Genomic DNA, 25,556 nt, shown 5'->3' with positions numbered 1-25,556 from the left:
AATATTTTTCACTTTCCAGACAACCCTTGGTAACAAAATTGCGTCTTTATAAATAGAAGCGCAATTGTAAATAATGAAATGAAAGTTATTCAACTTCATAAAAACGAAACTAAACTCATACAAAGAGCTGCTAAGCAAAATCGCGAAGCACAACATGTATTGTACGAGTTGCATGCGCCAAAAATGCTAAGTGTCTGTAGATACTATATAAAAGACGTACACCAAGCAGAAGAAGTAATGTTGAATGGTTTTTTTAAAGTGTTTAAACATTTAAAATCATTTAAAAATGAAGGTAGTTTTGAAGGCTGGGTAAGACGAATTATGGTAAGAGAGTCGATTTCTTATTTAAGACAAAAAAAGCAAATAGAATTTGCTACAGAAGACGAATATATTGAACATGACTATTCCAATAACATCAAAACCAATATTGAAGTCGCAGAGATTCAACAACTCATAGATAGCTTGCCAGAAGGGTATAGAATGGTGTTTGTAATGTATGCCATTGAAGGGTATAAACACAATGAAATTGCCGAGCTACTGAATATTACTGAAGGTACATCTAAGTCGCAATTGTTTAAAGCAAGACAAATGCTTCAGAAAAAAATTAAAGAATTAAATAACAACAGTTATGGCACCAATTAAATTTGAAGAACAATTAAAAGATAAGCTCGAAAAGCGAACCTTATCTCCATCAGCAGATGGTTGGGCTAAACTATCTGATAGATTAGATGCCGAAGAGAAAAAATCCAAAAGTCCATGGTTTTGGTGGGTGGGTATTGCCGCAGGTGTGCTTATTATGCTTGCCATCATAGTACAAGCTTCTGGCTCTAAAGGCATTCAGGATACTACGCCAAAGTTGGTAGAAGAAGAGAAAACAATCGAGCACAAAATAGACGATTTACAACCTAATCTTAATGAGGCGAATCCTACTGAACTAGCAATAGAAGATGAACAGATTGAAACTGAAGAAAACATAGAAGAAACTGTAAAAAAACCAGAAATTATTGATTACAAATCCGTAATTGATAAAAAGCCAAAAGCTAAAACACAATTAGTTGACCATAGTAAGTCTGAAGATGCTCAGGAAACAAATGAAGTCAATAAAGATCGACAAGCATTAATTAACCAAACGGAAATCAATAAAAATGCTGTGGTGCAAGCGATTAAGGATTTTAAAGCTGAAAACACAACAGTTACAGACAGAGAGGTAGATTCCTTATTAAAACTTGCGAGCAAAGAGCTTTTTAAGGCTAAGTTACAGAAAGAGACATCAAAAACGGTTGATGCAGACGACTTGCTCATGAGTGTGCAAGATGAAATGGGACAATCCTTTAGAAGCAAGGTTTATGAAGCGCTTAAAGATAGTTACGAAACCGTAAAAACAGCAGTTGCAGAACGTAATAACTAAAATCCCTTTGAAAAAAAAGGGATCTCATAAAAGAGAACTGAAAATTTTTATCAAATAAACATCAATAATCATTAATCAATTCACCTACGCCAAGGCCACGGTGAACAAAGAAAAACGAACAGTTATGAACACAATTACTAGAATAGCAGTGCATTTAGTCATATTACTAACATTTGCTATAACCCAAGGGCAAGAAACAAAAGTCGATAGTACACAAAAAGCATCGAATAGCTTAAAAATTGAAACACTTAAAAATTTAAAAAGCAAAATTGAAACTGAAGAGCGTGAGTTTCTAAAAGCCGAAATCGAAGCGATAAATCAACGCTTAGATGATGGTAAAATTACAGCAGCCGAAGCTGAAGACTTAAAGAAAGAAGCAGCTAAAAAAAGAGCATTAAATATAGAAAACCGACTTGCAATTATAGATAATAAAATTGCATTACTAGAGCGTAACAACACAGATTACAGCAATAACGATAATGATGGTTCTTATGTAATTAGCATTGGAGGCAATAATGAATATGGCGACGAATTTATTTTTATCGGCAATAAGAATAAAAGAAAACCGAAAAAGTACGACAGACGTACAACTACAGATATTGTATTTGCCTTTGGTTTTAACAATGCGTTGATAGAAGGTGAAAGTATTGACGATTCTCCATACAAAATAGGAGGCTCTGGTTTTGTAGAACTGGGTTATGCCTGGAAAACAAGAATTTTTGATAATACCAACTTTTGGAGATTAAAGTATGGGTTCTCTTTTCAATGGAATAAGCTGGATATAAAAGACAATAATTATCTGGTAAACACAGATGGAGATATCACCTTGGAAGAGTTTCCTTTAGATTTGAAAAAAGCAAAATTCAGAACGACAAACTTAGTGTTTCCTGTACATTTAGAATTTGGACCTTCTAAAAAAATAGAAAAGGAGAATTATTTTAGATATTCTACTTACAAAAAACTAAAAGTAGGGCTAGGTGGTTATGCAGGTCTTAATATTGGCAGCATGCAAAAACTAAAGTACAAGGAGGACGATAAACGCGTAAAAGATAAGCAACGAGGAGGTTATGAAGTTAGCGAGTTTGTGTATGGTGTTAGTGGCTACGTGGCATTAGGTGGAGTTGCACTCTATGTAAAGTACGATCTTAACCCATTGTTTAAAGACCAGGTTATTGACCAAAATAATATTTCAGTCGGAGTCCGTTTTGATATGGACTAAATCAATCAATTTTTGAGTGTTAAAAAAGCCTTGATCTAGAAATGGATTGAGGCTTTTGATTTTTAACTAGAAACTACTTTTAGTCCAACAATAGAAATAATTAAAGTAGAGATAAAAAATAAACGCCAAAAAGTAGCAGGTTCTTTGAAGAATAAAATTCCAATGAGGACTGTTCCTACTGCTCCAATACCTGTCCAAACAGCATAAGCAGTGCCAATAGGAAGCTCTTTGGTTACTTTTACAAGCAAAAGCATACTAATAGCCAAACAGATTAAAAACCCAATATACCAATATGTGGTTTCAATTCCGGTTGATTCTTTGGCTTTGCCAAGACAAGCCGCAAAAGCAACTTCAAATAAACCTGCAATAATTAGTAAAAACCAATTCATTTTAATTAGGGATGTTATTTGTTTTTATCAAGAGTTAAACGAAGTTCGATGAAAAACTTTAGAAAGTCAAATTACTTATGGTTATAAATTTTTAAAACAATTTCTTTGTCTTAAATTTACAGACTTGTCATTCCTGCGTAGGCAGGAATCCACAAAGAACTAATAAAGTTAATAAAATAGATTCCTGCCTTCGCAGGAATGACAGAAAATTTGATTTCACAAAACACCATAGCACAAGTATTTGAAACCGCTCGCGTAGAGGAGGTTATTGGTGATTTTGTACAGCTTAAAAAATCGGGCAGTAACTTTAAAGGCTTAAGTCCTTTTAGTGATGAGCGTTCTCCAAGTTTTATGGTATCTCCAGTTAAGCAAATCTGGAAAGATTTTTCGAGTGGTAAAGGAGGCAACGCTGTTACATTTTTAATGGAACACGAGCATTTTACTTATCCCGAAGCCATAAAATACTTGGCAAAAAAGTACAACATTGAAATTGAAGAAACCGAACGTACAGACGAAGAAAAGGCACAGCAAAATGCCAAGGAAAGTCTGTATTTGGTAAGTGAATATGCTAATGAGTATTTTCAGAAAATATTACACAAAACAGACCAAGGTAAAGCTATTGGTCTAAGCTATTTTAAAGAGCGTGGTTTTACAGAAGAAACTATTAAAAGGTTTCAATTAGGTTACTCTTTAGATGAATGGCAAGCCTTTACAGACGACGCTCTAGGTAAGGGTTATAACATCGATTTTCTTGAAGCTACGGGACTTACCATTGTAAAGGAAGAGAAACGTTTCGATAGGTTTAAAGGCAGAGTCATGTTCCCAATTCATAGTATGAGCGGTCGTATTCTTGGCTTTGGTGGACGTATTTTAACCAACGATAAAAAAGCTGCAAAATACCTTAACTCACCAGAAAGTGAAATCTACCATAAGAGTAAAATCCTCTATGGTTTGTATTTTGCAAAGCAAAGTATTGCTAAAGAAGATAATTGCTATTTGGTAGAGGGTTATACAGATGTTATTCAGTTTTACCAAACCGGAATTAAAAATGTGGTATCGTCTTCTGGTACAGCTTTATCAGCTGAGCAAATCCGTTTAATTAATCGACTTACCAATAATATTACAGTACTTTTTGATGGTGATGCTGCAGGTATTAGAGCATCCATTCGTGGTATAGATTTAATATTAGAGCAAGGAGTTAACGTTAAGGTTTGCACGTTTCCAGATGGTGAGGATCCAGACAGTTTTGCTAAATCCAATACTTTAGAAGAGCTTAACACTTATCTAAAGGAAAACGCTAAAGATTTTATTCAGTTTAAGGCATCGCTTTTGGTTAAAGAAGCAAATAACGATCCCATAAAAAAGGCTGAAACGATACGGGAAATTGTAAACAGTATTGCAAAAATACCAGATTCTATAAAGCGCGAAGTTTACATCCAAGAATGTGCACGCATTATGGATATAAGTGAAAATGTGCTGTTTAGCACACTAGCGCAAATAAGCAAGAAAGATTTTCAGGAAGCGAATAAAAATTTTAAACAAGAGCAAAAAGCTTTTGATGTGGTTAGAAATGAGCCGCAACCAAAGCGAAAAATAGATGTTCAGTTTGAGTTAGAACGAAAAATTATAGAAATCTTAATGCTTTATGGTGACAGAACAGAGCAATTTGAAGACTTAATCTTAAAGGAAGATGAAGTTTCAGGAGATTTAGTCTTAGAGCCTACAATGCATGAAGCTAAGGTTTTTGAAAAAATATACTTAGATCTTCAGGAGGACGAAATGCAGTTTACCAATGAGAAGTTTAAAGTATTGTATTATGCCATAATTGATAGGCTTAACCAGGACGAAAATTTTTCAACAAAAGATTTTATCAATAATCTAGACCAAGAGGCAGCTAGTACAGTTACCAGTATTTTAATGGAGGATGAAAAATACAATCTTCATGATTGGGAGCGTAATCAAATTATCCCTAAAGAAAAGGAACATTCAGTATCGCAATTGGTAAGTCAAACAATTTTAAGTTTACGTTGTTTTTTGATTGACCAAAAAGTAGCCGAATATAAAAATGAAACCTTAAGAGAATCATCCGATACTAGGGCTATAATTGAAGATGTAAAAGACTACGTAGGTCTTAAAATGTTATTGTCTCGTAAACTTGGAAAAGTCATAGGAGGCTAACAACTAAGTAAGGTTGTGATGCTTTGCTTGGTGAATTAAATCTACAATATTAGTAACGTTCAATTTCTTGAATAATCTCGCCTTATAGGTGCTCACCGTTTTTTCGTTAATATCTAGCTCTTCAGCAATTTCCTTATTTTTTCTACCAATAGAAAGTAGCTTTAAAACTTCAACCTCTCTTGTCGATAATTTTTTAAACAATCGGCTTCGACTTTTACGAGTGTCTTCATAACGTAGATGCTTATCCATCTTTTCGCTTAGTGAAATTTCACCATTGTTTATTTTTCTAACGGCAGCTTCAATTTCTTCTACACTTGCTGACTTGTTTAAGTAACCAGAAGCACCAGCTTTTAGTGTGCTTATAGCATAGATTTCCTCTGGTTGATGACTAAACATCAAAACATTTACAGACTTATTCTCTTTTTTTATAGCTCTTAAAGCTGTAATTCCATTAAGCTCTGGTAAATCAACCTCAGATATAATTACATCGACTTTATGCCGCCTTACAAATTCAAAAATTTCAATACCACTGTTTAATTTTCCAACAACTTTAAGATCTGGTTTACTATTTAAGAAAAGTTCTAGGCCAGTTCTTATAATAGGATGACTGTCAACAATCAAAATATGTATCATGACAATTGATTTTTTTGGTTAGGGTTAATTTGTACAATAGCAAAAACTAAGTCAAGAGTTCTGTGGAGATTTGTGTTGCAAAAGTAACCAAAAATTAAACAGACTCAGCAATTTATTCGATAAACGGCAAATTTTATCTTAAAATTTTAGGGATTTCGCAAATAGGTATTGGAACCATTTTGTGCTGATTTCTACTGTTATAGCCCATAAAAATTTTAAAAACCTCGTGTTTTCTACCTGTAAAATCATCAGCGGTTTTGCCTTCATCTTTCATCTGCATGGCCCATTCTAGTTCAGGGTAAGACGCTCCAATTTGATCTTCATCACTACGCGCATCACCAAATAAACCATCACTAGGTGCAGCTTTTATTATGGACTCTGGTACTTCCAAATACTTGCCAATTTCATAAACCTCAGACTTAAGTAAATCTGCAATTGGACTTAAATCTACACCACCATCTCCATACTTAGTATAAAAACCGACGCCAAAGTCTTCAACTTTGTTTCCGGTTCCTGCCACTAAAAGGCCTAATAAACCTGCATGGTAGTAAAGCGTGGTCATACGCAAACGTGCTCTTGTATTAGCTAAAGCCATATCTACAGTAGCTTGTTTTCCGTCTAAGCTAACTTCGGTTTTAAATTCTTCAAAAACTGGAGTTAAATCTACGCGTGTATCACTTACATTGGGAAAACGCCTTTTTAATTGTGCAATGTGCTCTTGTGCTCTAGTAACATGGCTTGCAGCTTGATGAATCGGCATTTCTATACATAAAAGGTCTAAACCTGTTTTTGCACAAAGTGTTGAGGTTACTGCAGAATCTATTCCTCCAGAAATTCCTATAACAAAACCATTAACTCTGGCTTTTGTAGCATAATCTTTTAACCAATCTACGATGTGATTTACAACCTTTTCTGTTTGCATAATGTTTAAAATTTAAATCAAAGAAGTGTACCTTTGCACAACAAAAATAACAGAAACGTGTTAGGATTAAAAATGTTTCGAAAAATGTTGACAAGAATTTACATTGTATTAATATTTGGTTTTGTTTTAGTGTCTTGTAATGAGGATTCTAAACTGGAAAATGAGATTTTAAAAATTGAAGCTAATTTTGTTGTAGAACGCTTTGATACGGCTTTTTTAAATGCGGAGCCAAGGGATTTGCCAAAATTGAAATCGGCTTATCCGTTTTTGTTTCCGCAACGTGTCCCAGATTCCATATGGGTAAAAAAGCTCAACGATACTTTAGAGAATGAAATTTTACAAGAAGTTAATAAAGCGTTTGGGAATTTTAAAGACACTAAGAGAGAAATAAAACAATTGTTTCAGCATATTAAGTACTACGATAAAGTGTTTTCATTGCCTAGAGTTGTAACATTGACAAATAATGTTCAGTATAGAGATAAAGTTATTGTAACGGATAGTATTGTTTTAGTAGCTCTGGATAATTATTTGGGAAAAGACCATAAGTTTTATGTAGATGGCGGCATACCTCAATATTTAGCTAAAAATTTTACTAAAGACCAAATAGTTGTCGATTTAGCGGAAGCCTATGCTAAGAAGTATGCTTACCAATCCAATAGAAAAACATTTTTGGATGAGATGATATACTATGGCAAATTGCTCTATTTTAAGGATAAGATCATTCCATTTAAAACTGATGCTGATAAAATTGGCTATACAGAAGATGAATTAAAATGGGCTGCAGCTAATGAGAGTCCAATATGGAGTTATTTTATAGAAAAGGAATTGTTATTTAGCACAGATAGTAAATTACCTAATCGTTTTATTGCAGATGCACCTTTCTCAAAATTTTATTTAGAATTAGACAATGAATCGCCAGGAAGATTGGGACAGTATATAGGCTGGCAAATTGTAAAAGCTTATGCAGATAGTACAGGCGAGGATATAATGACTATAATCCAAGAAGAACCAGAAGAAATTTTTAACAAAGCAAAATTTAAACCTAAGAAATAATGTCTAAAACCATAAAATCTAAGATAGAACTGAATGTAGAACTCGATGAAAATCGTGTGCCAGAAAAATTAAAGTGGTCTGCACAAGATGGTGGAGTTAACAATGAAGAAGCAAAAGCTATTATGCTTTCGGTTTGGGATAGTAATGCGCAGGAAACTTTAAAGATAGATTTATGGACTAAGGACATGCCAGTAGATGAAATGAAACTATTTTTTCATCAAACCTTAGTAACCATGAGCGATACATTTTTGCGTGCTACACAAGATGAAAAAATGACAGCTACAATGAAGGACTTCTGTGATTATTTTGCGGAGAAATTGGAGTTGAAGAAGTAATATAGCCTCACGCTATTCAAAACTTTATGATTTAGGGTATTGGTAATAACAAGGTTAAATCTATAGTGAGGAAATACTTTTTGTAGGAATCGTTGTGTAATAAGGTACAACATTAAAAAGGTGAGAAGAAGGTGAGTTGATGTACTCAGGGTTTTCAATCTGTTCTTCCATAAATTTAGCAGTGTCATAAACCTCCCAAGCAGTTAACTTGTTATACTTTCCGTTATTTGTTTTAGATTCAAGTTTGTTTTTTGAAATCAATTTATCGGCAACATCTCCTTTAACAAGTTTCATGGTTTTGTAAGAGCTATTTCCATTATTAATTTCCAAAGCTATCCAATAAAATCTTTCATTGAAGGTCTCCTTTTTTGGTTTCCAGTTTAACATGTTCGTTAAACTTGTTGAAGGTCTTTTTGTGTGCTCATTAGTGGTTTTAAGGACATCTGGACTGGTGTTTTCAGTTTCAACAACATCTTCGTTGAGGTCTTCATAAGCTAGTTGAGTCTCTTGTCTAAGCGGTATTGCTTTATATTTAACTTCAAAAGCGGTTGGTACTTCTAATAGGAAATTTACTTCAACTTCACTGTTGTTTATTGTGAGCTCTTTGATTACAGAAGCAATTTTGGTGTTGGGTCTAGGAATGGGTTTGGTTAGTTCCTCAGAACTTTCCTCGATATCTTCATGTCTCAGTAATGTCATTAATATGCGTTTGTCAATTAATTTGGCCTGAACAACCAATCTACCAAGAGGAGTTCCGTTGAGTGGAATTTTAGTTTGGTTTTCACCAACTTCAACAGTTTTTTCAAAATCCTGATTAAAAATTTCTACGCTATATATCGTTCTGTCACTTTCAAGCAGCAAACTGTCACCATCTTTATTTAAACTATGCTTTAGTTCCTTAGCCCTAAAGTTTATGTTTTGTAATAAAGTGGACTTTTGTCCGTATGTATATATAGACAAAAGTGTAAAAACTAATATGCAAAAGTTTTTAAACATTAAAATGGATTAATTAAATGTTGTTACATAAAATGAGGAATAACAACATTGTAATGCACTAAAATATTGAATATTGGTGTGTTGTCATTAAATTCAAGGTGCTTTGCATTTTTTATAGCTAATATGTTTAGGGCATCGGTATAATGCAAAAAAATGGGTTTTAAAAAGCTGTTATTTACTAAAGATTAATTAGCATTTTATTTAAATTAGCATATGCGAAAAATATTATTTGGAGTCATTGTTACATTAGGAATCTTATTCACTTTTAAATATTGTGGTGATAAAAAAGAGGATAAAATTGTACTTCAGGAAAACACGGCTTTAATACAAGAACAAATTAAAAATGTCGGTAAACTTGTGATTACCGAAGGTCATTTTAGTGAAGTGTTCACTTATAAAAATTCTAAAGCTGTTTTTGCAGATTTGTTAGAAGCCAAAAAACAAGCTATAGTTATTGTAAATGCGGATGTTACAATTGGCTACGATTTAAGTAAAATTGAATACGAAGTAGATGAGTTAACAAAAACGCTTAGAATAAAAAATATCCCTAAAGAAGAAATAAAAATAAGCCCAGATTTTGAGTATTATGATATTCAAGCAGATTTTTTAAATCAGTTTGAAGCCAAAGATTACAATGAAATTAAAGAAATAGTCAATAAATCTTTGATGAAAAAAATTGAAGCTTCAGATTTAAAGTTGAATGCACAAAATCGATTAATAAGCGAGCTTTCAAAATTCTTAATTCTAACCAATTCGTTAGGTTGGACACTAGAATACAATCAAACTCCTGTTGAGAGTCTTGAAGGTATTGGAGATTTAGGAAAGCTACAAGATTAATTATAACATTAGCATTGAATTAAGAAATAGCCAAAAAGTCATTTCCTCAGGAAAGCATTTAAGAAAGGCTTTTTTTTAAACTCACCCAACCACCACCATTAGTAGCGTCGATATTATGTAGATTTAAAAACTTTGCTGCTTTTGCAGAGCGTACTCCACTTGCGCAACATGCTATAACAGGTTTATTGAGTTTTTTAACTTCATCTACTCTGTTATTTAATTCGTCTAGTGGAATATGAATGGCATTTTCTATATGCCCATCATTCCATTCGCGTTGCGAACGTACATCCAAAATAACGGCTCCGTTCTTAATATAAGATTCAACTTGCCGTTTCTTAGTGCCAAAAATAAAATCTAAAAACCCCATAGTTTCTTTTTGTTTAAATTTACAAATATTAAAAGACTTTATTAAACATTGAAAGTAAATACACGTAAAGAAGAGATTGTAAAAACGGCAGCAAATCTCTTTAAAGATAAAGGATTTAGCGCAGTAACCATGAGAGATTTAGCTACTGCTATGGGCATTAAAGCGGCAAGCTTGTACAATCATATAAACTCAAAGCAAGAAATTTTAAAAATTATAATAATCTCATTAGCCGAAAACTTTACTGAAGGGATGCAGCATATTTTAAAATCCGATAATACAAGTATTGAAAAATTAGAACAAGTAGTAAAATTGCATGTAGATATTACCTCTAAAAACACCTTTGAAATGGCATCTCTAAATAATGATTGGATGCATCTTGAAGAAAAGTTAGAGTATTATCTCACTCTGCGTTCTGGCTATGAAAACGATTTTCGAAGTATAATTTTAGAAGGTGTTCAACGAGGTGAAATAAGGGATGTTAATGTAGATGTTGTGCTGTTTTCAATGCTATCCACGTTAAGATCATTGTACTTATGGATCCCTAAAAAGGAAGATTTAAATCCACATGAACTTTCAGATAATTTAAGTAATGTGCTCATTCACGGAATTAACAAATAATTTCATTTTTATTTCTTAACTTTGTCAAGTAAACTAACAATTGTTAGTTTGCGCAATTAAGAATAAATATGGTGCAATTTTATAAGCTTAAAATTCAAGATATATATAAGGAAACAGACGATTGTTCTGTGATTTCCTTTGCAGTTCCAGAGGAATTACAAGACGAGTTTAAATTTAGCCAAGGGCAACATTTAACCTTAAAGGCTGATATTAATGGTGAAGATGTGCGTCGTTCCTACTCGCTTTGTTCAAGTCCTTTGGATAACCAATGGAAAGTTGCCGTTAAGCAAATTGCTGGAGGTAAATTTTCAACCTATGTTAACGATGTGTTGCAAAGAGGTGATGAACTAGAAGTGATGCCTCCAAGTGGTACTTTTGGAGTGGCATGTAATTCTAAAAATTCTAAAAATTATCTCTTCTTTGCAGCTGGTAGTGGTATTACACCCATTTTGTCTATGATAAAGACGCATTTAGCAGCAGAGCCAAACGCAACTTGCAAGCTATTTTACGTAAATAAAACAGCAAAATCCATTATCTTTAAAGAGGAACTAGAGCAACTTAGAAACACGTATTTCGGAAGATTGGAAATCTATTATTTCTTAACCAAAGAACGAAGGGATATCGAATTGTTTAATGGACGTTTTGATGATGAAAAAATGAAAGTTTTGACAAAAACTTTCATTGATATTCCAGATACAAGTGAAGTGTTTCTGTGTGGACCAGAAAAAATGGTGAATTATGTAAGCAACTATTTAATAAACGCAGGTTTACCAAAAGAGCTCGTTCATTTTGAATTATTTGTAACCGGACTTTCAGACGAAGACATCAAAAGAGCTGAACGTTTAGCACAGCAAAATGTTGAAGGTACCCAAGTTACAATTGTAGATGGTGGAAAGGAATTTGCTTTCACTATGACCAAAGAATACGATAATATTCTTGATGCCGCTTTAGGAGCAGGAGCCGATTTACCGTTTGCATGCAAGGGTGGTGTTTGCAGTACTTGTAAATGCGAAGTAAAAGAAGGAAGCGTAGAAATGAAAATAAATTACGCGTTAGATGATAAAGAAGTGTCGCAAAACTTAGTGCTAAGTTGTCAAGCCGTACCAACATCAGATAAAGTAGTTGTCGATTTCGACGTATAACATTCCCACGAAAGTGGAAATCTCTAATTACTAAAAACTATTCACCAAATACTAAAAATTATGAGTGAAGAACAAATAAAAAACTTAGAAGCACAATTTGAAGCACGAATTGCTCGTGACGAAAAAATTGAGCCTAAAGACTGGATGCCAGAAAAATATCGCAAAACGCATATTCGTCAAATGTCGCAACACGCACATTCCGAAATTGTGGGCATGCTTCCTGAAGGCAATTGGATAACAAGGGCACCTTCGTTGAGACGTAAAGTAGCATTGTTAGCAAAAGTGCAAGACGAAGCTGGTCATGGATTATACTTATACTCAGCGACCGAAACTTTAGGTATTTCTCGTGACGAAATGTATGAGCAATTGCATACAGGAAAAGCAAAATACTCTTCAATATTTAATTACCCAACAATCACTTGGGCAGATATGGGAGCAATAGGCTGGTTAGTTGATGGTGCAGCAATAATCAATCAAGTACCACTTTGTAATACGTCTTACGGACCTTACGCAAGAGCTATGATTCGTGTGTGTAAAGAAGAAAGTTTTCACCAACGTCAAGGTTATGAAATCATGATAAAGTTGGCAAACGGAACACCAGAACAAAAAGAAATGGCGCAAGATGCATTAAACCGTTGGTGGTGGCCAAGTCTTATGATGCTTGGGCCAACAGACGACGTTTCTGTGCATACAGAACAATCCATGAAATGGAAATTAAAGCGTAAATCTAATGACGATTTGCGTCAGCAATTTATAGATCAAACCGTGCCGCAAGCAGATTTAATCGGGCTTACAATTCCAGATCCAGATTTAAAATGGAATGAAGAACGAGGTAGTTACGATTTTGGTGAAATAGATTGGGACGAATTCTGGCAAGTAGTAAAAGGTCATGGGCCATGTAATAAAGTACGTATGAAAGCAAGAGTTGGTGCTTGGGAACGTGGCGAATGGGTTAGAGATGCTGCCATGGCTCATGCGGTAAAGAAACTAGAAAGAAAACAGAAAGAAGCAATTTAAATTTCATTGAAAACAAGATGAAACAAAACATATAAATTATGTCTGACAAAAAAAACTGGCCACTTTGGGAAATCTTCGTAAGAAGTAAAAACGGATTAGAACATAGACACTGTGGAAGTCTTCATGCTACAGATGCTGAAATGGCATTAGAAAATGCACGCGATGTTTATACGAGAAGAAATGAAGGAGTAAGTATTTGGGTTGTAGAATCTAAAAACATCACAGCTTCAAATCCGGAGAATAATGGTGAAATGTTCGAGCCTGCACAAGATAAAGTCTATCGTCATCCAACATTTTACGATTTACCAGACGAAGTAAAACACATGTAATAATTGTCATTCCTGCGAAGGCAGGAATCTCATGAGGAAAAACTATGAATAATAATTTATACAACTACATATTAGGAATAGCAGACAACAGTTTAATCCTAGGTCAAAGATTAGGTGAATTATGCGGTCATGGACCAAGCCTAGAAACAGACATCGCTTGTACTAATATCTCATTAGATTTATTCGGACAAGTCAGAAGCTATTTTCAGTATGCAGCCGAAATAGCTGGTGATGATAGAACAGAAGATGATATCGCAATGCTACGTAAAGAGCGAGAGTATAAAAACGTTTTGTTGGTTGAACAACCAAATACTGATTTTGCTTATACTATTGGTCGTCAGTTTTTATTCGATGTGTACCACTTAGCGTTTCTTTCAGAATTACAAAAAAGCACAGATTTAACATTGTCCGCAATTGCAAATAAATGCATCAAGGAAGTAAGTTACCATGAACGTTTTTCTTCAGATTGGGTAAAGCGTCTTGGAGATGGAACCGAAGAAAGCAATGAAAAAATGCAAGAAGCGATTGATGCTTTGTGGACCTATACAGACGAATTGTTTCATCAAACAGAAGCAGATAAAGCAATGGTTGAAGAAGGAATAGGTGTTGATGTTACAAAACTAAAAGAAGCTTATTACAAAAGAGTCAATGAACTTTTGGAGGAAGCAACACTTAAGGTTCCGGAATCAAAATGGTTTCAAAAAGGAGGAAAAGAAGGTGTGCATACAGAACATTTAGGGTATTTATTAAGTGACTTGCAATACATGCAACGTACCTATCCTAATATGGAATGGTGATAAATCTTTGATTTGTCATCCTGAACTGGTTTCAGGATCTCATCATGAAAACTATGACAACAACAGAACAAAACATAGATCAAATCTTAATTCCAATTCTGGAAAAAGTGTCTGACCCAGAAATTCCAGTATTATCCATCATGGACATGGGAGTGGTACGTACTGCTGTTATAGAAAATAATATAGTTAAAGTCGAAATCACACCAACTTACAGTGGTTGTCCAGCAATGGATGTCATTGGTGATGATATCAAAAAAGCATTAAAAAACGCAGGATACGAATCTAAAATAGAATTGATTCTGCATCCAGCTTGGACAACCGATTGGATTACACCAAGAGGTCTTAAAGCATTAGAAGATTACGGTATTGCAGCACCTTTAAACGCAGAAGCAGATAAGGATGTTTTGTTAAATGGAAAACGATTGGTAAAGTGTACCAATTGTGGATCAAAAAACACAAGATTAGTAAGTCAGTTTGGTTCAACAGCATGTAAAGCACAATTTCAGTGCGATGATTGCCAAGAACCATTCGACTATTTTAAATGTTTAAAATAATCTAAAAGTAAAAGTGTACTTTCCTGTAAGGTTTTTAAAACCTGATAGGTATTAAAAAAAATATGAACGAAAGCATACAACTTAAAATAGAAAACAAAGTAGCGTACATCACGCTTAACAGACCAGAAGTATTCAATAGTTTCAATCGTGAAATGGCATTTTTATTACACAATACATTAGACGCTTGCGAAAAAAACGATGAAGTAAGAGCAATTGTGCTTACAGGAAACGGAAAAGCATTTTGTGCTGGACAAGATTTAAAAGAAGTTACAGATCCAGATTTAAATCCAGGATTTAAAAAAATATTAGACGAGCATTACAATCCAATCATTACCAGAATTCGTTCTATTAAAAAACCAATTATTGGAGCAATTAATGGAGTCGCAGCAGGAGCAGGAGCAAATATAGCTTTAGCTTGCGATGTCGTTGTAGCACACGAAAAAGTAAGCTTCATTCAAGCATTTAGTTTAATCGGTTTAGTTCCTGACAGTGCAGGAACATTCTTTTTACCAAGATTAATAGGTTTTCAAAAAGCATTAGCATTAGCGATGTTAGGCGATAAAATTGGAGCAGAAGAAGCTGAAAAAATGGGAATGATTTACAAATGTGTTCCAACAGAAGAATTCGAAGAAACAATTAATAAGCTAGCTATAAAACTAGCAAATATGCCAACAAAAGCATTAGGTATGATTAAAGAATTGTTCAATAAATCCATGACAAATGATTTAGAAGGGCAATTAGCATTAGAATCTAAATTACAAATAGAAGCAGCACAAAGTGAAGATTATAAGGAGGGAGTTACTGCATTTATAGAAAAACGTCAACCAAACTTTAAAGGGAACTAATATTTTTTTGTCATCCTGAACTCGTTTCAGGATCTCATAATTATGGATAAACAAACCCTCATACAAACCCACAACCGAATAAAACCTTTTATTCACAAAACACCTGTGTTAACCTCACGGCTGTTAAATGAAAAGGCTGGCTGTAATTTGTTTTTTAAATGTGAGAATTTCCAAAAATTGGGAGCTTTCAAAATGCGTGGTGCTTCAAATGCTATTTTATCACTTTCTGAAGAGGAAAGACAGCGAGGAGTAGTAACACATTCGTCAGGTAATTTTGCGCAAGCCGTTTCATTGGCTGCTCAAAGATTGGGTGTTAAGGCGTATATCGTAATGCCAGAAAATGCTCCTCAAATAAAAAAGGATGGTGTAAAAACCTACAATGGTGAAATTATAGAATGTGAGTCTACACTTGAGGCAAGAGAAGCCACGGCCTTTAAAATAAGAGATGAAAAGGGTGCTTCATTTTTACACCCTTCTAATCAAGATGAGGTGATTTATGGAAATAGCACGGCAGCTATTGAACTTTTAGAAAAGCAACCAAATTTAGATATTATACTTACACCAGTAGGTGGAGGTGGACTTATTGCAGGTACAGCTTTAGCGGCTCATTTCTTTTCAGAAAAGTGTAAAGTGATTGGTGGTGAACCTGCTGTTGCAGATGATGCCTATCGTTCGTTGATTTCTGGTAAAATTGAGACGAATGGTAATTTTCATACTATTGCAGATGGTTTAAGAACGACCTTAGGAGAACGAAATTTTCCTATCATTCAAAAGTATGTCGATAAGATTATTCGTGTTGAGGAAAACGATATTATAACTGCGATGCAACTCATTTGGGAGCGTATGAAAATTATAATTGAGCCGTCAAGTGCGGTGGCATTTGCAGCAGTGTTGAAGAATAAAGAAGAATTTAAAAATAAAAACGTCGGAATAATTTTATCTGGCGGAAATGTAGATATAACAAATCTTCCCTTCTGATTAATTGAAGGATTGTCCCCTTGAGGGGACTTTAGGGGTGTTTAAAGAATTGAATAAAAAAATATGAACATAGGAATAATCGGTTCAGGAACAATGGGAAGCGGCATAGCACAAGTTGCTGCTACTGCTGGTTGCAAAGTAAAATTATACGATACCAATAAAACGGCTTTAAATAAAGCTAAAGACACATTAGAAAAAATCTTGTTGCGATTAATTGAAAAAGGTAGAATAGATACTGAAGAGAAAAATAGAATTCAAGGCAACATTTCTTATGTAGATAGTCTAAAAGACTTATCAGATTCGAACCTAACGATTGAAGCTATTATTGAAGATTTAAGTATCAAGAAAAAACTATTTATTGAATTAGAAAGCTATGTTACAGATGATTGTATCATCGCATCAAATACATCAAGCCTATCCATTGCTTCAATTGCTTCATCGTTAAATAAACCAGAGCGTTGTGTTGGTATTCACTTTTTCAATCCAGCACCTTTAATGAAATTGGTTGAGGTCATTCCAGCGATTCAAACATCAAGTGAAGTGCTTGAAAAGTCAATACAAGTTATTTCTGACTGGAAAAAAGTAGTAGCAGTAGCTAAAGATACACCAGGATTTATAGTCAACAGAGTCGCAAGACCTTTTTATGGCGAAGCATTAAGAATATATGAAGAAGGTATTGCAGATTTTGCAACTATTGATGATGCGATGAAAAGTATCGGTAAATTTAGAATGGGACCATTTGAGTTAATGGATTTTATAGGTAATGATGTTAACTACATTGTAACCGAAACCGTTTTTACAGCTTTCTATTTCGACCCAAGATACAAGCCAGCATTCACGCAAAAACGGTTTGCAGAAGCAGGTTATCTCGGACGTAAATCAGGAAAAGGCTATTATGATTATGATGAAAACGGTCGCATTGTCATTCCGAGCAAAGCGAAGGAATCTCATGATAATGAACTAGGACAAAAAATATTCGATCGTGTTTTAGTCATGCTAATAAACGAAGCAGCAGACGCACTATTTTTAAACATCGCTTCAGCTGAAGATATAGATAATGCAATGACTAAAGGAGTCAACTATCCTAAAGGATTATTGGCTTGGGCAGACGAAAAAGGTATTGATTGGTGTGTGTCTAAATTAGACGAATTATATAACGAATATCATGAAGACAGATATCGTTGTAGTCCATTATTACGAAAATTGAACAGAGAAGATAAAACGCTTTTTTAACTGAACGTCAGTTCGAGTGAAATTGCTTTTTTTGCAATTTTGTATCGAGAACAAGTGAAACTTCTCGATACAATTTGCTCGAAGCTCACAAATCACTCGAAGTGACGAAAGAATACATATGAAACCAGAACAAATTCCATATAAAATGTTATCTCAAGACGCTTACAGCACTTGGCTAGGAATTGAAATCCTAGAATGTGAAATCGGACGATGTAAAGTCGGAATGACCATTAGAAAAGAGATGCTAAACAGCATGAACAAAGCACATGGTGGAATCAGTTATTCATTAGCAGATACAGCATTCGGATTTGCAGCAAACACTCATGGTAAATATGCAGTTTCCATAGAAACAAGTATCAATCATATTGAGGCATTGAACGAAGGTGATTATTTAGTAGCAGAATCAGTCATAGAAAAAGTAAATAACAAGTTAGGCTTTAATATCATTGAAGTCAAACGAGGTGATGAACTTGTAGCACTTTTTAAAGGTGTGGTTTACAGAACAAGTAAATCTTGGGAAGAATAAATAGAAACTATTTGTCATTCCGCACTTGATGCGGAATCTATAAATTAATAAAAACAGTAAATAAAGAAGTTTGATTTCAATTTCGATTTCGGCTTCAATTTCAAAATAACATGGAAGCATACATAATAGACGGAATTAGAACACCAATAGGAAACTACAAAGGAACTTTATCTGCTGTTCGTACAGACGATTTAGGAGCATTAGTAATTCAAGAAATTGTAAAACGAAATCCAAACATCCCAAAAGAAGCTTATGACGATGTGATTATGGGTTGTGCAAATCAAGCGGGAGAAGACAATCGTAATGTTGCACGTATGTCGTCTCTTTTAGCTGGATTACCATATACCGTTCCGGGTGAAACAGTTAATAGATTATGCAGTTCAGGATTATCAGCAATAATTCATGCCAATCGTGCTATAAAAGCAGGAGATGGCGATGTGTTTATCTCTGGAGGCGTAGAAAATATGACACGCGGACCATACGTCATTGCAAAACCATCAAGTGCCTTCGGGAATGATTCTAAAATGTACGATTCAAGTTTTGGATGGCGATTTATCAATCCGAAAATGCAAAAAATGTACGGAACTGATGGTATGGGAAATACAGCTGAAAATCTTGTTGAGAAATATAATATATCAAGAGAAGATCAAGATAAATTCGCACTTTGGAGTCAGAAAAAGGCAACCAAAGCACAAGAAAACGGACGTTTAGCAAAAGAGATTGTAACGGTTGAAATTCCGCAGCGTAAAAAAGACCCAATTCAATTTTCAAAAGATGAGTTTGTAAAACCAAATACATCTTTAGAAGTATTAGCAAAATTAAGAGGTGCTTTTAAAGCAGAAGGAGGAAGCGTAACCGCAGGAAATTCTTCAGGATTAAATGATGGAGCTGCTGCTACCATTATTGCAAGTGAAGATGCCGTAAAAAAATACAACCTTAAACCATTAGCCAGAATTGTAAGTTCTGCAGTGGTTGGTGTCGAACCAAGAATCATGGGAATTGGTCCTGTGGAAGCTTCAAATAAAGCACTGGAAAAAGCAGGATTAACAATGGACGATATGGACATTATAGAACTAAACGAAGCCTTTGCAGCACAAGCTTTGGCGTGTACACGTGCTTGGGGATTGGCAGATAACGACCCAAGACTAAACCCAAATGGAGGCTCTATTGCCATAGGTCATCCACTTGGTGTAACAGGAGCAAGAATATCATATTCAGCTGCTTTAGAGTTGCAGGAACAAAACAAGCGCTATGCATTAATCACCATGTGTATTGGTGTAGGTCAAGGGTATGCTTGCGTGATTGAAAATGTGAATTTATAAAATAATTTGGGCGTTATCACAAGGGTTGCGCTTTCGGCAGTCGCTTTTTTTGAGAAAAACAAAAAAGAGCTTCACAAAGCCTCAATCGCTAACGCGTACTTACTCAGACGCAAACACCTCACAGGTTTTTAAAACCTGTGAGGTCTCAAAATAACGAGTTACATCCTGCAAGGTTTTTTAGAACCTTGTAGGTATTTAAATTAGAAAACTAACTAAAAGCCCTTTCCTTTGGAAAGGGTTGGGATAGGATTATGAATAAAATACAGCACTACGTCCAAGGAAACTGGACAACAGGAAAAGAAGAAGGAACACCAATTCTAGATGCAGTAACAGGCGAAGCCTTTACCAGCGTTGCAATTGAAGGTTTAGATATTCCAGAAATTCTTAACTATGGAAGAACAAAAGGAGGAGAAGTCCTTCGTAAAATGACCTTCCAAGAACGTGGAAACATGCTTAAAAGTTTAGCATTGTATCTTACCAAGAGAAAAGATGCATTTTACGATTTAAGTTACAGAACAGGTGCAACAAAAGTAGACAGCTGGATAGATATAGAAGGAGGTTTCGGAAATTTATTTGCTAATGCTTCACTTAGAAAATTATTTCCAAATCAATCCTATCATGTTGAAGGAGATGCTATAGATTTATCGCGTGGTGGACGCTTTATGGCACATCATATTATGGTTCCTAAGAAAGGAGTTGCAGTGCATATTAACGCATTTAATTTCCCGGTTTGGGGAATGTTAGAAAAATGTGCAGTAAACTGGATGGCTGGAGTTCCCGCAGTAGTCTTACCTGCACCTTCATCATCGTACTTAGCTGAAGCTGTTGCAAAAACAATTATTGATTCGGGTATTTTACCAGAAGGTGCATTACAAATCATCAACGGAACGGTTAAAACCATTTTAGATACCGTAGAATCTCAAGATGTAGTAACCTTTACAGGTTCTGCACAAACAGGAAGATTGCTAAAAGCACATCCAAGATTAATTCAAGAGTCAGTGCCATTTACTATGGAAGCCGATTCGTTAAATGCTTCTATTTTAGGAGAAGATGCAGTTCCTGGAACACCAGAATTCGACTTGTTTATAAACGAAGTCAGAAAAGAAATGACCGTAAAATGCGGACAAAAATGTACTGCAATACGTAGAATTATCGTTCCAGAAAATTTGGTTGAAGACGTTCAAATTCAGTTAGGAAAAGCACTAGATAAAGTCACCATTGGTGATCCAAGATTAAAAGAAGTTCGAATGGGATCATTGGTAAGTCGCCAACAAGTACAAGCGGTTCGCGATTCTGTTAATGATTTAGCCAAAGAAGCGCAAATCGTTTATGGTGATTTAGACAAAATTGAAACCATTGGTGCAGATGCTAAAAAAGGTGCTTTTATCAGTCCTATTTTATTAAGAGCAGACCATCCATTTCAAAATACCATTATTCACGAACGTGAAGCATTTGGACCTGTAAGTACCATTATGCCTTATAAAAATTTAGACGAAGCCATAACCTTGGCGCAAATGGGTAAAGGTTCGTTGGTGTCTTCTATTGCAACAAACGATGATAAAATAGCTAAAGATTATGTAGTGAATGCTGCTTCACATCATGGAAGAATTATGGTGATTAATCGCGATATGGCTAAAGAAAGTACAGGTCATGGTTCGCCATTACCTTATTTGGTTCATGGTGGTCCAGGACGTGCAGGTGGAGGCGAAGAAATGGGAGGTATGCGAGGCATAAAGCATTATTTACAACGCACAGCCATTCAAGGGTCGCCAACAACATTGACCGAAATTACAGGCATTTATCAGCAAAACGCAAATTATAAGGAAGCAGAACAACATCCGTTTAAATACCATTGGGAAGACATTCAACCAGGAATGTCCATGAAAACCCACAACCGTACCTTTACAGATACAGATATCATTAATTTTTCAAACCTTACTTGGGACCATTTCTATGCGCATACTGATATCACCTCTTTAGATGGAAGTATTTTCGAGAAAAGAACGGCTCATGGCTATTTCATTATCTCGGCAGCAGCAGGATTATTCGTGTATCCAAATAAAGGTCCTGTGTCCGCAAATTACGGATTGGAAGAATGTCGTTTCCTACGTCCATTATACCACAACGATACGATCTATGTGCGATTGACCTGTAAGCAAAAAGTAGATAGAGATGTAGCTTCAGCCGAACATCCTAGTGGTATTGTAAAATGGTACGCTGAAATTTTTGATGCCAACAATGATGAAAAAGTAGCATTTGCAACGGTGTTGACGATGGTTCAGAAAAAGCAAGAAACGTTTGTTGAAATGACTTCGGAAAAGATTGAAGAGTGTTTAAGTAAACTGAAAGAAGATACCAAGCCAAAATGGGGAATCATGACACCACAGCACATGATTGAGCATTTGGAATACACTTACAAAATTGCTTCGGGAGAAATTCAAGATTTTGAAATCGCTACGCCAGAAAAGATTTTGGAGAAGGTACACGCGAGTTTGTATAACTATGATAAATTTCCGAAGAACTCTCAATTCCCACAACTGGAAAAGGATAAGTTGGATGATTTAAGACATCCAGATTTACAAACAGCCATTGAAAAATTTAAAGCACAACGCGAAAAGTATTTAGAATATTTCAAAGAAAATCCAGATGCAAAATTAAAGAATTTGGTTTTCGGAGAATTAAACAAATATGAATCGTATTTATTAGAAAGAAAACACCTTAACCATCATTTTGAACAATTTGGATTAATATAATATATGGAACCATACGTAAAATTAAATAACAAAAACGGAGTAGGATACATCGAATTTTTCCATCCTGCACACAACTCATTGCCAGGAAATTTGCTTTCTGAATTGGCTAGAACAATTACCAATGCAGGTGAAGATGCCAGCATTAAAGTTCTTGTGCTAAAGAGTGGAGGCGATAGAACCTTTTGTGCTGGAGCAAGTTTCACCGAACTTATCGATATAAATGATGAGGAAACAGGAAAAGTTTTCTTTTCTGGTTTTGCAAACGTAATTAATGCCATGCGTAAATGCCCAAAATTTATAATTGGGCGCATTCAAGGCAAAACAGTTGGAGGAGGAGTAGGTTTGGCTTCTGCTACAGACTATTGTATGGCAACTAAGTTTGCCGCTATAAAATTAAGCGAATTGAATGTTGGTATTGGCCCTTTTGTAGTTGGTCCAGCGGTACAAAGAAAATTAGGGTTGGGTGCAATGTCTCAAATTGCCATAGATGCCAACACATTTTACTCTGCTGAATGGGCACAACAAAAAGGATTGTTTACCCAAGTGTATGAAACTGTTGAAGAATTAGATGAAGCTGTTAAAACCTTTGCTGAAAACCTTTGCAATTACAACCCAAAAGCCATGAGCGAAATGAAAACTATGTTTTGGAGAGGCACTGAAGATTGGGACCAATTGCTCATTCAACGCGCAAAAATTAGTGGAAGATTAGTTTTGTCAGAATTTACAAAAGAGAAATTAAAAACATATAAATAAAAGCCCATCCTAACCTTCCCAGAGGGAAGGAACTAATTATTCAGAGAAATGAGTAAGTATATAACAGTAAGAACACATGAGTATTTTTCCCTGCCGCCTGTATTGAGCGCAGTCGAAATAGGGAAATTAAAAGGAGCTGCTTTATGATATACAGTTTCAAAGGCTACACACCAGTCGTTCACGAATCCAGTTACGTGCATCCATTGGCTGCGGTAACAGGAAATGTCATCATTGGCAAAAACTGTTACATAGGTCCTGGAGCAGCCATTCGTGGAGATTGGGGACAAATTATTTTGGAAGATGGTGTCAATGTCCAAGAAAACTGTACGGTACACATGTTTCCAGGTAAGTCCATCACGCTCAAGGAAAGCGCGCACGTAGGTCACGGAGCAATTATCCACGGAGCCAATTTGGGTAAAAATTGCCTTATCGGAATGAATACCGTTATCATGGACGATGCAGAAATTGGTGACGAAAGTATCGTTGGTGCCATGGCATTTGTAAAAGCCGAAACCAAAATTCCGCCACGTAGTTTGGTGGTTGGTAATCCAGCAAAAGTCATCAAGCAGGTAAGCGACGAGATGATTGCTTGGAAAACTAAAGGAACCCAGTTGTATCAGCAGTTGCCACAAGATTGCCATAACAGTCTAAAAGCCGTTGAGCCATTACGCGAAGTTCCAGAAAATATGAAAATCCAAGAAGGTGCTTATGATACTTTAAGGGAACATTTCCTGCGCAGGCAGGAATCTAAAGATTAAATAACTTCAGCGTCACTTCGAGTGATTTTTGAGGAACGATAAAATTGTATCGAGAAGTTTTGAGTAATTATTATTAAAATAAGTTTACTCATTTAAAAATAAAAGTAAAAACTAACAAACGCTAGTTAATCAAATTCCTGCGAAGGCAGGAATCTAAAAGAAACGAAACCGAGTATTTTGAAAAATAAACTGAAATGAGTGATGAAAAGAGATTCCCGCTTACGCGAGAATTGTTAATGCCCAAAATGGGCGAAAGCATAACAGAAGGAACCATTATCAATTGGTTGATAAATGAAGGCGATTCATTTGATGAAGGGGAAATCATCCTAGAAGTTGCAACCGATAAAGTAGATAACGAAGTGCCTGCACCAGCTTCTGGCACATTGGTAAAAACATTGTTTCAAGCAAAGGATGTTGTACCTGTTGGAGAAGTAATTGCAGTACTGGAAGTTTCAGAAGATAAGAAAGTGAACTCGAATTCGAACATGAACTCGAAATCGAAAGAAGTTAAAGCTGTCAGTTCGAGCGCAGTCGAGAACAAAGCCAATAAAAAAACACCAAAACCAGTTGAAAAGGTTTCAAGTTCAACTTCATTTTCAGTTTCAAATTCAAATACCTTCTTTTCGCCATTAATCATAAAAATAGCCAAAGAACATCACATCAGTTTTGAAGAATTGGCAAGAATTCCAGCAACCGGAAACGAAGGTCGTTTAAGAAAAAGCGATGTGTTTCAATATATTGAAGACGGACGTCCATATAAGTTTGCACAACCAATTGCAGAAAAAGACCCAACAGCATACCGTATTCCACAATTAGAATTCGATAAAGGCAAAGGGAAAATCATAGAAATGGACAGAATGCGCCAAATGATTGCAGATCATATGGTGTATTCAAAACATACGTCACCTCACGTTACAGCTTATGTTGAAGCGGACTTAACCAATATGGTCAATTGGCGCAATGCAAACAAGGTGGCTTTTCAAGAAAAATATGGAGAGCGATTAACCTTTACACCATTATTTGTAGAAGCAGTTGCAAAAGCAGTCAAAGATTTTCCAAATATAAATGCATCAGTCGATGGTAATAACATCATCGTAAAAGACGATATTAATATTGGTATGGCTACGGCTTTACCTAGTGGGAATTTAATCGTTCCTGTGGTGAAAAACGCCGATACCAAAGACTTAAAAACCCTAGCCGAAAACGTAAATAAACTAGCTAATAAAGCTCGAGAAAACAAATTGGCTGGAGACGATATTAAAGGCAGTACGTTCACCATTTCTAACGTTGGGACTTTTGGTAGTGTCATGGGAACACCTATTATTAATCAACCAGAAGTAGCTATTCTTGCGCTAGGAATCATTAAAAAACGTGCTGAAGTCATCGAAACCGAAAAAGGAGATGAAATCGCAATTCGCAGTATGATGTACTTATCCTTGTCTTTCGACCACCGCGTTGTCGATGGCTTTTTAGGAGGAAGCTTCGTGCGTCGCGTAGCCGATTATTTTGAACAATTTGATATTAAAAGAACAATATAAACATTTTGAGATTCCTGCGTAGGCAGGGATTTCAAAAGAAATATAAATTAAAAATA

Annotated in this window: 27 protein-coding genes; 22 read left to right on the top strand and 5 right to left on the bottom strand. The window is 35.3% G+C overall.

Annotation, left to right across the window (positions count from 1 at the left end):
* Positions 1–78 precede the first annotated feature (78 nt).
* The 3 genes from ACFFGA_RS00335 to ACFFGA_RS00325 all read left to right on the top strand — a co-directional run bounded on the left by ACFFGA_RS00335 (position 79) and on the right by ACFFGA_RS00325 (position 2,627).
* On the top strand, positions 79–642 hold the full coding sequence (locus tag ACFFGA_RS00335) for an RNA polymerase sigma factor (RefSeq protein WP_386058002.1): 564 nt from the start codon (positions 79–81) through the stop codon (positions 640–642).
* Positions 629–1,408 carry a hypothetical protein gene (locus ACFFGA_RS00330; protein WP_386057999.1) on the top strand — a complete coding sequence of 260 codons (780 nt, stop codon included), beginning with the start codon at positions 629–631 and terminating at the stop codon, positions 1,406–1,408. Before ACFFGA_RS00335 ends, ACFFGA_RS00330 begins: the two co-directional genes overlap by 14 nt.
* Positions 1,409–1,532: 124 nt before the next feature.
* Entirely contained in the window at positions 1,533–2,627 is a 1,095-nt protein-coding gene (locus ACFFGA_RS00325) for a porin family protein (RefSeq protein ID WP_386057996.1), read from the top strand.
* Positions 2,628–2,689: 62 nt separating this feature from the next.
* On the opposite strand, the gene ACFFGA_RS00320 is transcribed toward ACFFGA_RS00325, so the two are convergent.
* Complete coding sequence (locus ACFFGA_RS00320; RefSeq protein ID WP_386057994.1) at positions 2,690–3,016, bottom strand: DMT family transporter; 327 nt, start codon at positions 3,014–3,016, stop codon at positions 2,690–2,692.
* A gap of 210 nt (positions 3,017–3,226) precedes the next feature.
* Here ACFFGA_RS00320 and dnaG point away from each other — a divergent pair, with 210 nt between their 5' ends.
* A complete protein-coding gene (dnaG, locus tag ACFFGA_RS00315) occupies positions 3,227–5,194 on the top strand; it encodes a DNA primase (RefSeq protein ID WP_386060589.1) in 1,968 nt (655 codons plus the stop codon).
* Positions 5,195–5,197: 3 nt separating this feature from the next.
* Here the strand turns inward: dnaG and ACFFGA_RS00310 are convergent, their stop codons facing one another.
* Both ACFFGA_RS00310 and nadE read right to left on the bottom strand, forming a co-directional pair.
* Complete coding sequence (locus tag ACFFGA_RS00310) at positions 5,198–5,827, bottom strand: response regulator (protein ID WP_386057991.1); 630 nt, start codon at positions 5,825–5,827, stop codon at positions 5,198–5,200.
* 133 nt (positions 5,828–5,960) lie between these two features.
* On the bottom strand, positions 5,961–6,749 hold the full coding sequence (gene nadE, locus ACFFGA_RS00305; protein ID WP_386057989.1) for an NAD(+) synthase: 789 nt from the start codon (positions 6,747–6,749) through the stop codon (positions 5,961–5,963).
* A gap of 84 nt (positions 6,750–6,833) precedes the next feature.
* On the opposite strand from nadE, the gene gldB reads away from it, so the two are divergent.
* Together gldB and gldC are read left to right on the top strand one after the other, a co-directional pair.
* Positions 6,834–7,802, top strand: a complete 969-nt coding sequence (gene gldB, locus ACFFGA_RS00300; RefSeq protein WP_386057986.1) for a gliding motility lipoprotein GldB — start codon at positions 6,834–6,836, stop codon at positions 7,800–7,802.
* A complete protein-coding gene (gldC, locus tag ACFFGA_RS00295; protein WP_386057983.1) occupies positions 7,802–8,137 on the top strand; it encodes a gliding motility protein GldC in 336 nt (111 codons plus the stop codon). Before gldB ends, gldC begins: the two co-directional genes overlap by 1 nt.
* A gap of 60 nt (positions 8,138–8,197) precedes the next feature.
* On the opposite strand, the gene ACFFGA_RS00290 is transcribed toward gldC, so the two are convergent.
* On the bottom strand, positions 8,198–9,097 hold the full coding sequence (locus ACFFGA_RS00290) for a hypothetical protein (RefSeq protein ID WP_386057980.1): 900 nt from the start codon (positions 9,095–9,097) through the stop codon (positions 8,198–8,200).
* A 249-nt stretch (positions 9,098–9,346) separates the two neighbouring features.
* Between ACFFGA_RS00290 and ACFFGA_RS00285 the strand changes: the two genes are divergently transcribed.
* Entirely contained in the window at positions 9,347–9,970 is a 624-nt protein-coding gene (locus ACFFGA_RS00285) for a DUF4230 domain-containing protein (protein ID WP_386057977.1), read from the top strand.
* Between the two features lie 58 nt (positions 9,971–10,028).
* On the opposite strand, the gene ACFFGA_RS00280 is transcribed toward ACFFGA_RS00285, so the two are convergent.
* Entirely contained in the window at positions 10,029–10,337 is a 309-nt protein-coding gene (locus tag ACFFGA_RS00280) for a rhodanese-like domain-containing protein (RefSeq protein WP_386057974.1), read from the bottom strand.
* Positions 10,338–10,385: 48 nt separating this feature from the next.
* On the opposite strand from ACFFGA_RS00280, the gene ACFFGA_RS00275 reads away from it, so the two are divergent.
* The 15 genes from ACFFGA_RS00275 to ACFFGA_RS00205 all read left to right on the top strand — a co-directional run bounded on the left by ACFFGA_RS00275 (position 10,386) and on the right by ACFFGA_RS00205 (position 25,500).
* A complete protein-coding gene (locus tag ACFFGA_RS00275; protein ID WP_386057971.1) occupies positions 10,386–10,955 on the top strand; it encodes a TetR/AcrR family transcriptional regulator in 570 nt (189 codons plus the stop codon).
* A 68-nt stretch (positions 10,956–11,023) separates the two neighbouring features.
* Positions 11,024–12,097 carry a 2Fe-2S iron-sulfur cluster-binding protein gene (locus ACFFGA_RS00270; RefSeq protein WP_386057968.1) on the top strand — a complete coding sequence of 358 codons (1,074 nt, stop codon included), beginning with the start codon at positions 11,024–11,026 and terminating at the stop codon, positions 12,095–12,097.
* A 60-nt stretch (positions 12,098–12,157) separates the two neighbouring features.
* Positions 12,158–13,114, top strand: a complete 957-nt coding sequence (gene paaA / locus ACFFGA_RS00265; RefSeq protein WP_386057965.1) for a 1,2-phenylacetyl-CoA epoxidase subunit PaaA — start codon at positions 12,158–12,160, stop codon at positions 13,112–13,114.
* A 38-nt stretch (positions 13,115–13,152) separates the two neighbouring features.
* Positions 13,153–13,443, top strand: a complete 291-nt coding sequence (gene paaB, locus ACFFGA_RS00260; RefSeq protein WP_386057962.1) for a 1,2-phenylacetyl-CoA epoxidase subunit PaaB — start codon at positions 13,153–13,155, stop codon at positions 13,441–13,443.
* 44 nt (positions 13,444–13,487) lie between these two features.
* Positions 13,488–14,240, top strand: coding sequence for a 1,2-phenylacetyl-CoA epoxidase subunit PaaC (gene paaC, locus ACFFGA_RS00255; RefSeq protein ID WP_386057960.1), 753 nt, complete (start codon positions 13,488–13,490; stop codon positions 14,238–14,240).
* Positions 14,241–14,293: 53 nt separating this feature from the next.
* On the top strand, positions 14,294–14,794 hold the full coding sequence (gene paaD, locus ACFFGA_RS00250) for a 1,2-phenylacetyl-CoA epoxidase subunit PaaD (RefSeq protein WP_386057957.1): 501 nt from the start codon (positions 14,294–14,296) through the stop codon (positions 14,792–14,794).
* Positions 14,795–14,856: 62 nt separating this feature from the next.
* Positions 14,857–15,639 carry an enoyl-CoA hydratase-related protein gene (locus tag ACFFGA_RS00245; RefSeq protein ID WP_386057954.1) on the top strand — a complete coding sequence of 261 codons (783 nt, stop codon included), beginning with the start codon at positions 14,857–14,859 and terminating at the stop codon, positions 15,637–15,639.
* Between the two features lie 42 nt (positions 15,640–15,681).
* Positions 15,682–16,617 carry a threonine/serine dehydratase family protein gene (locus ACFFGA_RS00240; RefSeq protein WP_386057951.1) on the top strand — a complete coding sequence of 312 codons (936 nt, stop codon included), beginning with the start codon at positions 15,682–15,684 and terminating at the stop codon, positions 16,615–16,617.
* Between the two features lie 63 nt (positions 16,618–16,680).
* The gene (locus ACFFGA_RS00235; protein ID WP_386057948.1) at positions 16,681–17,850 is read left to right on the top strand and encodes a 3-hydroxyacyl-CoA dehydrogenase NAD-binding domain-containing protein; all 1,170 of its coding nucleotides are present in this window, start codon (positions 16,681–16,683) and stop codon (positions 17,848–17,850) included.
* Positions 17,851–17,968: 118 nt separating this feature from the next.
* Positions 17,969–18,376, top strand: coding sequence for a PaaI family thioesterase (locus ACFFGA_RS00230; protein WP_386057946.1), 408 nt, complete (start codon positions 17,969–17,971; stop codon positions 18,374–18,376).
* A 110-nt stretch (positions 18,377–18,486) separates the two neighbouring features.
* On the top strand, positions 18,487–19,698 hold the full coding sequence (gene pcaF / locus ACFFGA_RS00225) for a 3-oxoadipyl-CoA thiolase (RefSeq protein ID WP_386057943.1): 1,212 nt from the start codon (positions 18,487–18,489) through the stop codon (positions 19,696–19,698).
* Between the two features lie 251 nt (positions 19,699–19,949).
* A complete protein-coding gene (paaZ, locus tag ACFFGA_RS00220; RefSeq protein ID WP_386057941.1) occupies positions 19,950–22,451 on the top strand; it encodes a phenylacetic acid degradation bifunctional protein PaaZ in 2,502 nt (833 codons plus the stop codon).
* Positions 22,452–22,454: 3 nt separating this feature from the next.
* Positions 22,455–23,204 (top strand): enoyl-CoA hydratase/isomerase family protein, encoded by a 750-nt coding sequence (locus ACFFGA_RS00215; protein WP_386057939.1) that lies wholly within the window; start codon positions 22,455–22,457, stop codon positions 23,202–23,204.
* Positions 23,205–23,347: 143 nt separating this feature from the next.
* Entirely contained in the window at positions 23,348–23,962 is a 615-nt protein-coding gene (locus ACFFGA_RS00210; RefSeq protein WP_386057936.1) for an acyltransferase, read from the top strand.
* A gap of 194 nt (positions 23,963–24,156) precedes the next feature.
* The gene (locus ACFFGA_RS00205) at positions 24,157–25,500 is read left to right on the top strand and encodes a dihydrolipoamide acetyltransferase family protein (RefSeq protein WP_386057933.1); all 1,344 of its coding nucleotides are present in this window, start codon (positions 24,157–24,159) and stop codon (positions 25,498–25,500) included.
* Positions 25,501–25,556: the final 56 nt, after the last annotated feature.

This window comes from Winogradskyella pulchriflava (assembly GCF_042434315.1).
Taxonomy (GTDB): Bacteria; Bacteroidota; Bacteroidia; order Flavobacteriales; family Flavobacteriaceae; genus Winogradskyella; species Winogradskyella pulchriflava.
This window is presented reverse-complemented; position numbering and strand designations above follow the sequence as displayed.